Annotated in this window: 13 protein-coding genes; 10 read left to right on the top strand and 3 right to left on the bottom strand. The window is 58.4% G+C overall.

The window, feature by feature from the left end; genetic code table 11:
• The first annotated feature begins 37 nt into the window (after positions 1–37).
• The 4 genes from RCAS_RS12495 to RCAS_RS12480 all read left to right on the top strand — a co-directional run bounded on the left by RCAS_RS12495 (position 38) and on the right by RCAS_RS12480 (position 5,288).
• Positions 38–1,165: an ABC transporter permease gene (locus tag RCAS_RS12495; protein WP_012120926.1), complete on the top strand. Its 1,128-nt coding sequence runs from the start codon at positions 38–40 to the stop codon at positions 1,163–1,165.
• 12 nt (positions 1,166–1,177) lie between these two features.
• Positions 1,178–2,227, top strand: a complete 1,050-nt coding sequence (locus RCAS_RS12490) for an ABC transporter ATP-binding protein (RefSeq protein ID WP_012120925.1) — start codon at positions 1,178–1,180, stop codon at positions 2,225–2,227.
• Between the two features lie 9 nt (positions 2,228–2,236).
• Positions 2,237–3,346, top strand: coding sequence for an ABC transporter ATP-binding protein (locus tag RCAS_RS12485; RefSeq protein ID WP_012120924.1), 1,110 nt, complete (start codon positions 2,237–2,239; stop codon positions 3,344–3,346).
• Positions 3,347–3,770: 424 nt separating this feature from the next.
• Positions 3,771–5,288 carry a putative glycoside hydrolase gene (locus tag RCAS_RS12480; RefSeq protein ID WP_041330723.1) on the top strand — a complete coding sequence of 506 codons (1,518 nt, stop codon included), beginning with the start codon at positions 3,771–3,773 and terminating at the stop codon, positions 5,286–5,288.
• 64 nt (positions 5,289–5,352) lie between these two features.
• Here the strand turns inward: RCAS_RS12480 and RCAS_RS12475 are convergent, their stop codons facing one another.
• The 3 genes from RCAS_RS12475 to RCAS_RS12465 are packed head-to-tail and all read right to left on the bottom strand — an operon-like array spanning position 5,353 to position 7,155.
• Positions 5,353–6,462 carry a DNA double-strand break repair nuclease NurA gene (locus RCAS_RS12475; protein ID WP_012120922.1) on the bottom strand — a complete coding sequence of 370 codons (1,110 nt, stop codon included), beginning with the start codon at positions 6,460–6,462 and terminating at the stop codon, positions 5,353–5,355.
• A 26-nt stretch (positions 6,463–6,488) separates the two neighbouring features.
• Positions 6,489–6,863: a HepT-like ribonuclease domain-containing protein gene (locus RCAS_RS12470; RefSeq protein WP_012120921.1), complete on the bottom strand. Its 375-nt coding sequence runs from the start codon at positions 6,861–6,863 to the stop codon at positions 6,489–6,491.
• Positions 6,844–7,155 carry a nucleotidyltransferase family protein gene (locus RCAS_RS12465; RefSeq protein WP_012120920.1) on the bottom strand — a complete coding sequence of 104 codons (312 nt, stop codon included), beginning with the start codon at positions 7,153–7,155 and terminating at the stop codon, positions 6,844–6,846. Before RCAS_RS12465 ends, RCAS_RS12470 begins: the two co-directional genes overlap by 20 nt.
• Positions 7,156–7,598: 443 nt before the next feature.
• Here RCAS_RS12465 and RCAS_RS12460 point away from each other — a divergent pair, with 443 nt between their 5' ends.
• From RCAS_RS12460 to RCAS_RS12435, 6 genes are all read left to right on the top strand, one after another.
• A complete protein-coding gene (locus RCAS_RS12460; RefSeq protein ID WP_012120918.1) occupies positions 7,599–9,164 on the top strand; it encodes a 4-hydroxyphenylacetate 3-hydroxylase N-terminal domain-containing protein in 1,566 nt (521 codons plus the stop codon).
• Between the two features lie 26 nt (positions 9,165–9,190).
• A complete protein-coding gene (locus RCAS_RS12455) occupies positions 9,191–10,198 on the top strand; it encodes a catechol 2,3-dioxygenase (RefSeq protein WP_012120917.1) in 1,008 nt (335 codons plus the stop codon).
• Positions 10,199–10,708: 510 nt separating this feature from the next.
• Entirely contained in the window at positions 10,709–11,485 is a 777-nt protein-coding gene (locus RCAS_RS12450) for an IclR family transcriptional regulator (RefSeq protein ID WP_012120916.1), read from the top strand.
• Entirely contained in the window at positions 11,467–12,384 is a 918-nt protein-coding gene (locus RCAS_RS12445) for an acetaldehyde dehydrogenase (acetylating) (protein ID WP_012120915.1), read from the top strand. Before RCAS_RS12450 ends, RCAS_RS12445 begins: the two co-directional genes overlap by 19 nt.
• Positions 12,381–13,391 (top strand): 4-hydroxy-2-oxovalerate aldolase, encoded by a 1,011-nt coding sequence (gene dmpG / locus RCAS_RS12440; RefSeq protein ID WP_012120914.1) that lies wholly within the window; start codon positions 12,381–12,383, stop codon positions 13,389–13,391. Before RCAS_RS12445 ends, dmpG begins: the two co-directional genes overlap by 4 nt.
• Positions 13,392–13,883: 492 nt before the next feature.
• Positions 13,884–14,429: a flavin reductase family protein gene (locus RCAS_RS12435; RefSeq protein WP_012120913.1), complete on the top strand. Its 546-nt coding sequence runs from the start codon at positions 13,884–13,886 to the stop codon at positions 14,427–14,429.
• The last annotated feature ends 5 nt before the right edge of the window (positions 14,430–14,434 follow it).

The following is a 14,434-nucleotide window of genomic DNA, read 5'->3' as shown; positions in this document are numbered from 1 at the left end:
ACAGTGTTGCGCTGAGTGTTACCGGAAGGATAGAACCATGGCAACAGCCGCAGGTGAACTGCCCAAAGTAGCAAAAGGCAAGAAGCAAGAAGATGTCGGCCAGATTCCGCAGTGGAAACTGATGGTGCGACGCTTCAGCCAGAGTAAGCTTTCGGTCGGCGCTCTGATCGTGCTCGGGTTTATGTACACGATCATGATCCTCTCCGATTTTATTGCGCCGTATCCACACGATGTGCTCGACTCGAATAATTCGTTCGCGCCACCGACACAGATTGTCTGGGGGCCGGAAGGTCCGGGCATTTATGGATTGAAGCAAGAACTGGACATGGAGCGGTTCCAGTGGATCTATACGCCCGACACGAGCGTGATCTATCCGATCCGCTTCTTCGTTCAGGGACATGAATACTCTTTTCTGGGTCTGTTCCCGTCGCGGTTGCACCTGTTCGGCATCGAAGCGCCGCCTGATTCGAATGCCAAAATCTTTCTCTGGGGAGCCGATAAAGAAGGGCGCGATCTCTTCTCGCGCATTTTGAAAGGCTCGCAGGTCTCGCTGACGCTCGGTTTCTTTGGCGTCTTCCTGTTTGTTGTGATCGGTTCGATCGTCGGGACGGCATCGGGGTATTTTGGCGGTGCGCTCGATAACCTCATTCAGCGCCTGATCGAGTTGATCCGGTCATTCCCCGATCTGCCGCTCTATATGGCGCTTGCCGCCGCCGTGCCGCTCAATGTGCCGATCACCGTGCGCTATTTCATGATCACCATCGTGATCGCTGTGATCGGATGGACCGGTCTGGCGCGCGAGGTGCGCGGGAAGGTGCTGGCGTTCCGCAGCGCGGATTACACTGCTGCCGCTATTGCCGCAGGCGCGTCGCACTGGCATGTGATCACGCATCATCTGATTCCCAACGCGATGAGCCATATTGTAGTGGTCGGCATGCTGGCAATCCCTGGCGCGATTGGGCTGGAAACGGCGCTGAGTTTCCTGGGGCTTGGCATTCTGCCGCCGGCGGTCAGTTGGGGGATTCTGCTGCGTGATGCGCAGACGGTACAGGCGGTTGTGACCTACCCCTGGCTGTTGATTCCGGTGGCTCTGCTTATCATTACGGTGCTGGCATTCAATCTGCTCGGCGATGGCGTGCGCGATGCCGTCGATCCGTATGCATAAAGGAGTTCTTCCATGACGAATGTAGCGACAGGGACCGGAGCGGCGGCGACCGGCGTCCAGATTGTCAGTGAAGATGATGTCGTGCGCGTTGAAGATCTGCGGCTCAGTTTCTACACCACGCTCGGCGTTGTGCGCGCACTCAACGGTGTTTCGTTCAACATCCCGCGCGGCAAGGTGCTCGGCGTGGTCGGCGAGTCGGGATGCGGTAAAAGTCAGACCGGGTTGTCGATTATGCAATTGACTCCTGGACGGATCGAAGGTGGGCGCATTCTCTTCCGTGAGTTCAACACCAGTGATGTGATCGACATCACTAAACTCGAGAAAAACGGTCCTGAGATGCGCAAAATCCGCGGCAACCATATCTCGATGATCTTCCAGGAGCCAATGACCTCGCTCAATCCGTGTTATACAGTCGGTCATCAGATCGAGGAAGCCATTTTGCTGCATCAGACGCAGGATAAAGCCGAGGCGCGCCGCCGCGCCGTCGATATTCTGCGTAAGGTCGGTATGCCCAATCCCGAACGCATTGCCGACAGTTACCCGCATCAATTGTCCGGCGGGATGCGCCAGCGCGCGATGATTGCGATGGCGCTCTCCTGCAACCCAACCCTGCTCATCGCCGATGAGCCGACAACCGCGCTCGATGTGACCACCGAGGCGCAAATTCTCGATCTGATGCGCGACCTGCAACACGAGATCGGCACCTCAATCATGTTTATCACCCACAATATGGGGGTTGTTGCGCAGATGTGCGATGAGGTTGCGGTGATGTATCTTGGTCGGATCATTGAACGCGCAGCCGTTGATGATATTTTCTACGATCCAAAGCATCCGTACACGATCTCGCTGCTGCGTTCGATCCCGCGCCTCGGTGTTGCTCGCGGTCAGAAACTCGAGTCGATCAAGGGCACGGTGCCCGACCCGTATTCGACCGTGCCCGGCTGTCCGTTCCATCCGCGCTGCCCGGCGGCTATCCCTGGTCTGTGCGATACGGTGATGCCGGATGAGATGTTCGTTGCCGGTTCGCGCACCCACACGGTTCGTTGCCATCTGTATACGTAGAGGAGCGCTATGGATACCGCAAAGAAAAATGGCACATCCGACGAGATTTTGCTCGAAGTTCGTGGGCTAAAGAAGCATTTTCCGATTCAGAGCGGTTTCCTCCGGCGCGTGACCGGGTATGTCAAAGCCGTCGATGGTATTGATTTCTATATCAAGAAGGGTGAGACCCTCGGTCTCGTCGGTGAGTCAGGGTGCGGCAAGAGTACGACCGGACGCACCATCCTTCGCCTCCTCGATCCGACCGCAGGCGAGATTATTTTCGATGATCCGAATATTGGCAAGGTAGACCTGGCAAAACTCAATCGCGCGCAACTCACGCGGGTCCGCCCGAATATGCAGATTATCTTCCAGGACCCCTTCTCGTCACTGAATCCGCGTCTGACGGTCGGGCAGATCGTTGGTGAACCGCTTGAAATCCAGAAGGTTGCTTCCGGTCAGGCGCTCAAGGATCGCGTCGCTGAGTTGCTCCAGGAAGTCGGTATCCGCCCTGAGAATATGACGCGCTACCCGCACGCTTTCTCCGGTGGGCAACGCCAACGTATCGGTATTGCGCGCGCCCTGGCGCTCAACCCAAAACTGATCGTCTGCGATGAGCCGGTGTCGGCGCTCGATGTGTCGATTCAGGCGCAGGTGCTCAATCTTCTCGAAGATCTTCAGGAGAAGTACGACCTGACCTACCTCTTTGTGGCGCACGATCTGAGCGTTGTTGAACATATTTCCGACCGGGTGGCGGTGATGTACGTGGGCTATATCGTCGAAATGGCAAGCACCGAAGAACTCTATTACCACCCCAAACATCCGTACACCGAGGCGCTCCTTGCTGCTATTCCGAAACCCGATCCGCGCAAACGCACGCGCCCGATCAAACTCCCTGGCGACGTGCCCAGCCCGGCGAATCCTCCTTCGGGGTGCTATTTCCATCCGCGCTGCCGGTATGCTGAGGAGATCTGTAAGGTCGAACGTCCACCGCTGCGCGATATTGGTGGTGAGCACTGGGTTGCCTGTCATTTCGCTGAGCAGTTGCAGTTGCAGGGTGTGACGCGCCTGAACGAAATCCCGCTCATTGAGCTTCCCAAGCGCCAGGCGTCTGTGCCGGCGACAACGACAGCAACGACGTAGTCCGTAAAACTTCGTCCGCATCCCCCACGCAGGCAGGAGCGGGACTCAGACCCGCTCCTGCCTGCCGCGTTCCCTATCCCATACTCCGCCCCGCCCCTGCCAACCTCGTCCCATGCCCACTCAAACAAGCCCAAAATAGTTCACGTGCGCGCTCGTTGTTGTGATACGCCGTAGTACCTTCTTACTATTGAAGGTGTATCAATAAGAAGATATGATACAAGGCGATTACGTCGATAGCATTTCTTACGCATATTCCTGTTCGGATACCATCTGTTCGCGCTTCTCAGGGCAGACGATCCGCGCATGACAAAACGCTCCAGACAGACGTTTCTGTCTGGACCATTGACAACAGGAGCACACCGTAAGAATGCCCGCTCTGCATCTCTTTCGTCATCCCAAACTATTCCGCAGGAGGCATGACACTGTGAAAGCGCTCAACAACGCAGCGTTTTTGATGCTCCCTGTCCTCCTTATTGCATTGAGCGGAAGGATCACAGCGCAGGAAGAACGGCCCGAAGCATCACAGATACAGGATGGAGTGGCTGTTCCGTCCGGTTACTTCTTCCCTTTTGTCTACACCGCCGATATCCTGTACGGAAATTTTGGACAGCACCGTTCAAGCGGTTGCCATCCCGTCGATGAAGCCGCAAAGTTTCACCTGATTGTAACCGGACCGCAAAGTCATCGAACACGAAACTGGTGTGGAAATCCCGACAATGCATTTGGCGCCATTAAGAATCTCAGCCCGAATACTCTGATCCTCCTGTACCGTATGGGTCCGGGGCAGTATGTGATCAGCCCGTGGGGCGCAGTGGGCGATGGATGGGAATGGGTAAAAACATACCATGGCAAGGAAGCGCAGGATCGCTGGACGGCATTGGGTGTGAATTCTGGTGATTACCTGCTCAGTTTGAATTATCCTGTCGAACGCGCTATGGAAATCGGCAACAGAAACTGGCAGGAATACTGGATCACCAGAAACCACACAGATATTTGGGTCAACCGTATCAACGGAATGAATGGGAATGCAACAGATGGAATCTTTGCCGATGGCATGCAGTACGGCGTCTCCTGGACGAATGGATGGTGTGCAGAGCGTGCGTATCGCGAACAAGGCTGTGCTCAGATGGATCACCCATCGACCTATTATCAGAATGGTGAGTACAACCAGGAACTCTGGCGTCAGCACTACGATATGTTTCTGGAGCGGGCTGTTCCCTACTATCGGCAACGCAACCTGCTATTTGGCCTCAATGTGTGGCGACTCAGCCTTCCGCAGCAGATCGCTCTGTATGAACGACTGGGCATCGTAGCAATGGAGGAATGCGGATTTTTATGCACAGGGAGAACCGACCTAAGATCGTGGACACAAAAACTACAAGCAATGCAGCAGGCAATGAACTATGCGATCATCTCGGTCAATCTGCCCCCCGGCTACAGTGCGAGCAACGGTCCTGACGCGATGGAGCGCGTCTGGTGTGCAGATGGAGTGTGTCAGACTGGCTGGAAATGGCTATGGTATAGCCTGGGCAGTTACTGGTTGAGCTATGAGCCTTATCGCAAGAACGCATACTTTTATTTCTCACTGTGGGGATATCGCGGAAGCTACTGGTTTGACGAATACGATCCTCGTTATCTCCACCTTGGCATGCCCACCGGATCGGCAGTGCGACTGGCACATGACGTATGGATCCGAGAGTTCGAGAGAGGATGGATTGCGGTCAATCCAACACTCAGACAGGCCAATGTGTCTGTACCTTCTGGAAAAGCACGTATCCTCGAACACACGAACTTCAAGAATCCCGAGTCGGCTCCCCTGGTCGATCAATTTGCGTTGGCGCCGCTGCAAGGCGTTGTCCTGTTGAAGGAAGGTCATTTGTACCCGGTATGGAAGACGTATCTTCCTCTCGTCATAACCTCATCATCTGCATCAAGGCGCTGAACGCGCCCAACATCAGCCCGGTGGCTGCGTATGGACCTCCTATTCTGATGCCAAACGAGGGTATTTACCGCGTCCGATATGGTCCTAAATAACGCTGCACCAGGTTCAGACCGAATTCGTTTTGCAATGCAGTGCGGGCCCCCTCGGCGGTAGCTTCGAGCGCACGCCCCGTCTGACGGCAGATCGCGTCCGCCAGAAACTGCGGTAATGGCTCCTGGATCGCGCCGATGCGCAAGGCGGCCCGAAACGTTGCCAGCACTGCGCCGAGCGGCTCGCGCGCAATCAGGGCGGCGGGCAGTTCGATGCGGTAGGCTGGCGCCGCCGCGTCGGGCCGATAGTAGATGACGTACAACTGGCCATAGCCCTGCTCAATCGCAGCCCGGCGCTCGCCGAAATCTTTCAGGCGCGGCGAACGATACCCGGTCAGCAGATGGGGCCGGTCGCGGCGGATGAGCGGCGCAGGCAGCGAATACTCCCCTGCTTCCAACACCGTACTCCACAACGTCCGGTCGGTCACCGTCCCGGAAAGATGCGGCGCAAGGTGCGCCACATCGTCGGCAGCGGTCGCCAGTTTGGGATGAGCAATCACCCGTCGCGAGGATAGAACCAGCCGCCAGTCTTCACCGGCAAAGAAGGCTTCGAGCAACTCATCGAACGGTTTCCACCATGCCGCCATTCGTCCGCCGCGCGCGTCCTGTGCGTGCCGAACCAGCAGGCGATTGATCTCCAGCAGCGCTGAGTAGAATGACCCATCCAGTACAAATAATCCGCTGCTGGTTGCACGAAGACGCTTTGCCAGCAAGCGCAGCTCCATGACCGTGCGCATGCCGCCGATGATCGTCTCCAGTTCCTCGACCGGCGGCATCAACTGCACCAGCGCGTCCTGGTCGGTCAGTTCCGCATCTTCGACTGCAACGGCGGCAATCGCAGCAAACGTGGCGCCGGCAGCAGGCACGGTGGCATGCGCGCCATCAACGGCGCACAGCCGCCGCACAGGACCATCGGGCGCAGGGTGAATACGGCGCGCCAGCGCATCACGCAGGCGGTCGCGGTCACCTTCGAGCCGCACCAGGGTGGCGCGGCACGCCTCGGCGCATGCATCGATCGCACTCAGAATGGATGCCGGAAGATCGGCGGTGGTGAGTGAGGACTCAATTGCGGGAGGTGTAGACATGGCGCCGTCAAGCGGATACTTGCGCTTCAGTCGTCTTCCGTAGGAGGAAGCGGCGGAATTAGAGGTTCTAAAAGAGCAATCAACTGTGGCGCCTCTTCGCGTGCGATGGCATAAATGCGTTCGTGATCGACTCTATCGTATTCGTGACTGATCAGATTGCGCAATCCGATGATTTGCGCCCGGGGAATTTCTGGATGCGTTTCCCGAAAGTGCGGGCTTACTCGTCGCGCCGCTTCTCCCAGGATTTCGAGTTTGCGCTCAACAGCCAGTCTTATGATTTCCGCGTCTCTATTGTCGCTCAAGAACGCATCACGTGTTATATCGTGCGTAAACTCCACCACTGATCGAGCCACTATAAGCATATCCCAAAGGTAAGCGGGATCACGCTCTTCCGGTTGCATAAATAACCTCGCGATTGTGAAGGATGTGATGCCGGCGGAAGGGATTGCGAACAGCTTTTTTCTCAACCAGATCGACCGGTCGTTCAAATATGCGCTCAAGTTCTTGTTGCGCATGCACCAAGTCGAACAGGCTCCATGACGCCGACTCATCAAATACCACCAGCACATCCACATCGCTGTCGGGGCGGAAGTCGTCCCGCAGCGCCGAGCCGAAGATCGACAGTTCCTTGATCCGCCAGCGCTTGCAGAAGGCGGCGATTGCATCGTGCGGAATGTCGATCTGGAGCGGCATTGAGTTAACCTTTCCTGTCCCATGGTGACTACGCACCATTGTAGAGCAAACGTACTACCATTGCAACTGAACGGCGCCGGCTGGATGCAGCGGCTGCCAGCGATTGAAATCGTTCCTGAAGGACCTGCGGCCGACCGCCTGCCTCCGTGTGAATCCGTGTTCCCCTTATGATACCCACCCATACAACCTGTTCACCACAATCATTCGACAAATCAAGACGCCGTTCGGCTATACCGAATACTGGTCTGGAAGTTTTATCGGATTGGTGGTAACCTTAAGCCATCACAACACCGTTCTTTCAACCCATCGTCTCCGCACGCACAATCGCGCACAAAAAGGCGAAAGCAAGGAGGTGACACAGAGCCGCGCAGCAGGCGGTAGTGCAGACGTTTCCTCATGAACGGCATCAATGGCGATAAGACGAAGAAAAGGGAGGTCACCGCATGACCGTTGAGACTGTGGCAAAAACGACGGTACCCCTCACCGGCGAGGAGTATCTGGAAAGTCTGCGTGATGGACGTGAAATCTGGATCTATGGCGAGCGCGTCAAAGACATTACCACTCACCCGGCGTTCCGCAACGCTACCCGCATGGTTGCCCGCCTCTACGATGCACTGCACGACGCTGAGAAGCAATCGGTATTAACCTGCCCTACCGACACCGGCAATGGCGGTTTCACCCACAAGTTTTTCCGCGCCTCGCGCAGCGCAGACGACCTGGTCGGCGCGCGTGATGCCATCGCCGAATGGGCGCGGTTGACCTACGGATGGATGGGGCGCAGTCCTGATTACAAAGCCGCTTTTCTGGCAACGCTTGGCGCGAATGCGGCGTTTTACTCCCCCTACCAGGAGAATGCGCGGCGTTGGTACCGCGAATCACAGGAGCGGGTGCTCTACTTCAACCACGCGATTGTCAACCCGCCAATTGATCGTAACCGTCCGCCGGACGAAATCCGCGATGTGTACATGCATGTCGAGCGCGAGACCGACGCCGGATTGATCGTCAGTGGCGCAAAGGTCGTTGCTACCGGTTCGGCACTGACACACTATAACTTCATTGCGCACTACGGTCCGCTGCCGATCAGGAGCAAAGAGTTCGCCCTGATCTTCATCGTGCCGATGGATGCCCCCGGCGTGAAGTTGATCGCCCGTCCCTCGTATGAGATGGCGGCAGAAGTGATGGGCAGCCCATTCGATTATCCGCTTTCGAGCCGCCTCGACGAGAACGACTCGGTGATGATCTTCGATCAGGTGTTGATCCCCTGGGAGAATGTCTTCGTCTACGGCGATGTCGAGAAGGTCAACGCCTTCTTCCCGCTCTCCGGCTTTATTCCGCGCTTTACGTTCCACGGCTGCACGCGCATGGCCGTCAAACTCGACTTCATTGCCGGTCTGTTCCTGAAGGCGGTCGAAGCGACAGGCGCGAAGGAATTCCGTGGCGTGCAGGCGCGCGTCGGCGAGGTGCTTGCCTGGCGCAACCTGTTCTGGGCAATCAGTGATGCGATGGCGCGCACGCCGATCCCCTGGAATGATGGCGCGGTGCTGCCCAACCTGGATTATGGACTGGCGTATCGCGTGTTTGCAACGGTAGCATACCCGCGGATCAAGGAACTGATCGAGAGCGATGTCGCCAGCGCGCTGATCTATCTGAACTCGCACGCGGTCGATTTCAAGACCCCCGAAATCCGTGGTTATCTCGACAAGTATCTGCGCGGATCAAATGGCTACTCGTCGCTTGATCGCGTCAAACTGATGAAATTGCTGTGGGACGCGATCGGCTCCGAGTTTGGTGGACGCCACGAACTGTACGAGCGCAACTACGCCGGCAACCACGAAAACATTCGCCTGGAGGTGCTGCTGACGGCGATGGCGACCGGCGCCGCCGACCAGTACAAAGGGTTCGCCGATCAATGTCTCAGCGAGTATGACCTCGACGGCTGGACGGTTCCCGATCTGATCAACCCTGATGATGTGAACGTCATCTTACGACGGTTTGGCAACGGCAAGTAAAATCCTGCAAAGAAGGAGGATGAGCCATGGCGGATCACAAAGAGCCGATCTTCGATGTCGCGCAACTGGCGCACGTCGAAATCCTGACGCCCAAGATGAACGACACCCTCTGGTTCTTCAAGGATTTGCTCGGTCTCGAAGAAACCGAGCGGTCGGGGAAATCAGTCTATCTGCGCGCGTATGAGGATTACTACCATCATAGCCTGAAGGTCACCGAGGCGGATCAGCCGGGGCTGGGGCATGTCGCCTGGCGCACGACGTCGCCGCAGGCGCTCGAGCGACGTGTGCAGGCGATCGAGGCAATCGGTCTGGGACGCGGGTGGATCAACGGCGATCACGGGCATGGGCGCGCCTATCAGTTCACCACGCCTGATGGTCACCTGATGGAACTGTTCTGGGACGTGGAGTACTACCAGGCGCCCGAAGCGATGCGCACCGAACTGCTCAACCGCCCGCAAAAACGACCGCTGCGCGGCGTGCCGGTGCGCCGTCTCGACCACGTGAATCTGCTGTGCCAGAATGTGACGCCCAACAAGCAGTTCATGATGGACCAACTCGGGTTCCGTCTGCGCGAACACATTATCTTGAACGACGGCTCCGAGGCGGGTGCGTGGCTCAGCGTCAGCCCGCTCGTTCACGAAGTAGCGACCATGCGTGATGCCACCGGTGCAAAGGGGCGCCTGCACCACATTTGCTACTGGTACGGCATCCCACAGCACCTCTCGGATATTGCCGACGTCTTCTCCGATTATGGCATTACAATTGAAGCCGGACCGGGCAAGCATGGCATCAGCCAGGCGCTCTTCATGTACGTCTTCGAGCCGGGTGGCAACCGCGTCGAACTGTTTGGCGACGCCGGCTACCTGATCTTCGATCCGGACTGGAAGCCGATCACCTGGCATGAGTCGAACCTGGCGAAGGGAATTATCTGGTTCGGTTCGCCGCTGCCCGCCGAGTACTTCATGTACGGTACACCGCCAGTGCAGAAGGAGGTGCAGGAGCGTACCGAGGAGGAATTGGTTGGCGCGAATTGATGCGGTTTGCCCTCACCCCTTGCCCCTCTCCCGCGCTGCGGGAGAGGGGAGACCGGTGCAGATTCAATATCAGCGTGCGATATCTATTTTCGGCGCATCTCCCGTGCTACGGGAGAGGGGAGACCGGTGCAGAGGTGTTATGTTCGTTCGCGTGTCAGGACGCCCCAACTCCCCCTTCGCCCGCGCTGCGGGAGAGGGGAGACCGGCGCAGAGGTGTTCTACCAATGACCTGTGACCATCCGGCATGGTCACCCCGAGCAGCGCGAGGGGTCGTGCGCAACCCGCTCAGACTCCTCGCTGCGTTTACCCTGAGCGAAGCGAAGGGCTCGGAATGACAAGCATGCGGCGTCTTACCTGTGCACATCCGGCATGGTCACTCCGAGCAGCGCGAGGGGTCGTGCGCAACCCGCTCAGACTCCTCGCTGCGTTTACCCTGAGCGAAGCGAAGGGCTCGGAATGACAAGTATGCGGCATCTTCAATCGTAACTTGGTATAAAAGGTACACCTGCCATGCTTCAAACACTCCAGAAGGCTGTCGAAGTCCTGAGCCTCTTCTCACCAACGCACCCCGAGTGGACGGTTGGCGACATTGCGCGCGCGCTCGAACAGCCGAAATCGAGCACCTCGGAGTTGTTGAGTAGCATGGCAGGACAGGGTTTGTTGCGCCGCACCGGTCCGGGGCGCTACCGGCTGGGTTGGCGATTGCTCGAATTCGGGCAGACGCTGCTCAAGACCACCGAGTTCCGTGCCGAAGCGCGCCAGGTGATGGAAGAAGTCGTGGCGCGCTGGGGTGAAACGATGCACCTGGCAGTGCTCGAAAATGGTCAGGTAATCTACATCGAGAAACTCGAAGGAACACACGCCGTCCACATCTCGCTGTCGGGCGTCGGCGCGCGCCTGCCAGCCCACTGTAGCGGCGTCGGAAAAGTGCTCCTCGCGCATGCGCCCTGGAGCGAGGTCGCACAGATTCTCGAGCAACAGGGCATGCATGCCTTCACCCCGAATACCATCATCACACCGGAAGACCTGGCGCGCGAACTGGAACTGGTGCGGCAACGCGGTTATGCCTGCGATCAGGAAGAGGTCTCGATCGGTCTCTGCTGTGTGGCGGCGCCGATCTACAACTTTGAAGGGCGCGTCATTGCGGCAATGAGCATTTCGTTGCCAACGCACCGCTTCCAGGCGCAGCGCGCCGGGTATGTTACACTCATTGTAGAGGCGGCTCAGCGTGTGTCCGAAAACCTGGGCTACCACAGAGGAATGCCTCGATGGGCGATGAAACGATAAAAGTGGCCATCCTCGGCTCCGGGAATATCGGAACCGACCTCATGTATAAACTCCTTGATTGCCCCGCTTCGATGGAATTGGTGTTACTGGCGGGGATCGATCCAAACTCTGAAGGTCTGGCGCGCGCGCGCGCGCTGGGTGTTGCGGCGAGCGCACAAGGCATTGATGCGGTGCTGGAACATCCCGACATTCAGATCGTCTTCGATGCAACTAGCGCAAAAGCGCATGTGCGCCACGCAAAACTCTTGCGCGAGACCGGCAGGACCGCTATTGATCTGACCCCAGCGGCTCGTGGACCCTACGTTGTGCCGCCGGTCAATCTCCGGCAACACCTCGATGCACCAAATGTCAACCTGATCACCTGCGGCGGTCAGGCGACGATTCCACTGGTTTATGCCGTCAGCCGCGTGACGCCAGTGCGCTACGCCGAAATTGTCAGCACGGTCGCCAGCCGCTCTGCTGGACCGGGCACGCGCCAGAATATCGACGAGTTCACCTTCACCACGGCGCACGGTCTGGAAGTCATTGGCGGTGCGCAACAGGGCAAGGCGATCATTATTCTCAACCCGGCGGAACCGCCGATCCTGATGCGTAATACGGTCTATGCTCTCCCAGAGGATGATTTCGACCCGGCACAGGTGCGCGACTCCATCGAGGCGATGGTGGCTGAGGTGCAGCAGTACGTACCCGGCTATAGACTAAAGAATCCACCGGTCTTCGACATGCGCGACACACCGTGGGGACGTAAGTCGGCGGTGACGGTGCTGCTCGAAGTTGAGGGCGCGGGGCACTTCCTCCCAACCTACGCCGGCAACCTGGACATCATGACCGCTTCGGCGCGGCGGGTTGGTGACGTCTTTGCCCGACATCTGTTGAGCCGTCGGGAGGTGGCGGTATGAACGCGCCGCGCCTAACCGATACGACCCTGCGCGATGGATCGCACGCGATGCGGCATATGTTCACCCGCCAGCATGTGCGCGACATTGTGACCGCACTGGATCGCGCCGGAGTCCCGGTGATTGAGGTGACCCACGGCGATGGACTGGCAGGCTCGTCGTTGCAGTACGGTTTCTCGTTCGTCTCCGACCTCGACCTGATCGCCGAGGCGCGAGAGTCGGCAGAACGGGCGCGCATTGCAGCGTTGCTCCTTCCCGGCATTGGGACGCGCCGTGAACTGAAGGCCGCCGTCGAACGCGGCGTTCAGGTGCTGCGGATCGCCACACAATGCACCGAAGCGGACATCAGTGAAGAACATTTCAAGATGGCGAAGGACATGGGGCTGGAAACCGTCGGTTTTCTCATGATGTCCCACATGCGCTCTCCCGAATTTCTGGCGGAGCAGGCATTGCTTATGGAGTCGTATGGCGCCGACTGCGTCTATGTGGTCGATTCGGCAGGTGCTATGCTGCCGCGCGACGCGGCGGCGCGTGTGCGGGCGCTCAAAGATACGCTGCGGGTGCAGGTCGGTTTCCACGCGCACAACAACCTGGGGCTGGGGATCGGCAATACCCTGGCGGCGCTCGAAGCAGGCGCCGACCAGATCGATGGATGTCTTCGCGGGTTGGGCGCCGGTGCGGGCAACGCCGCCACCGAGTTGTTGGCGGCGGTGCTCGACCGGCTGGGTGTCAATCCAGGGCTGGATGTGCTGGCGCTGATGGATGCCGCTGAGTATGTAGTGGCGCCGATCATGCCGTTTCAGCCCTTTCCCGACCGCGATGCCATTACTATCGGGTACGCCGGAGTCTACTCGACGTTTCTGCTGCATGCCAAACGGGTGGGCGAGCAACTGGGCGTTGATCCGCGCGCTATCCTGATCGAGTTGGGGCGCCGCCAGACAGTCGCCGGGCAGGAGGACTGGATACTGGACGTGGCGCTCGAACTGGTGCGCAAACGAGAAAGGGCATAGGAAACGGAGCCAATCCGTGTCCTATGCGCTCCCTGATGGAGTACACGGATCGCCACGGGTCGGGACGGATGCCCACGGATAGGAAGAACCCGTCTGTATCAACCCGTCGCATCCGTGCCAATCCGTGTCCTGTTGATGGAGTACACGGATCGCCACGGGTCGGGACGGATGACCACGGATAGGAAGAACCAATCCGTATCAACCCGTCGCATCCGTGCCAATCCGTGTCCTGTTGATGGAGCATACGGATCGCCACGGGTCGAGACGGATGCCCACGGATAGGAAGAACCAATCCGTATCAACCCGTCGCATCCGCGCCAATCCGTGTCCTGTTGATGGAGTACACGGATGTTCACGGGTCGGGACGGATGCCCACGGATACGATGAACCCATCCGCGCCAATCCGTGTCCTGTTGATGGAGCACACGCATCCGCGCCAATCCGTTGCATCTGTATCCATCCGTGTCCTATGTACAATCGGAGATGATGATTATGACTGTACAAACCGATGGAGCGACAGTTGCGCCTGTACCGTTCGACTCGCGCCAGTTTCGCGCGACCATGGGCAAATTCGCCACCGGCGTCACCATCGTAACAACCTATCACGAGGGGCAGTCGCACGGCATGACGGCGAATTCGTTTCTGTCGGTATCGCTCGATCCGCCGCTGGTGCTGGTATCGGTCGCCACGCGCGCCCGCCTGCATGCGCTGCTGGCGCCAGGTTGCCGCTATGGCGTGAGCGTACTGACGGACGATCAGGAGGCGCTCAGCCGCCACTTTGCGGGTCGCCCGATCGAGGGGTTGCACATCCCATTCGTCTGGCAACGCGGCGTGCCGCTGATTGACAATGCGCTGGCGCACGTCGTTGCGCAGGTGGTCGATGCGCACCCGGCAGGCGACCATACCCTGTACATCGGGCAGGTCGAATACCTTGCCAGCCGCGACGGACCGCCGCTGCTCTTCTTCGCCGGCAAGTACGGACGGATGGAGACGGTCAGCGACGCCGGTGCGGAGGGTCCGTTCTGGTATCTCTGGTAGAAAGA

The organism is Roseiflexus castenholzii DSM 13941 (assembly GCF_000017805.1).
Classification (GTDB): domain Bacteria; phylum Chloroflexota; class Chloroflexia; order Chloroflexales; family Roseiflexaceae; genus Roseiflexus; species Roseiflexus castenholzii.
The sequence above is the reverse complement of the archived record's forward strand: the minus strand, read 5'-3'. Positions and strand labels throughout refer to the sequence as shown.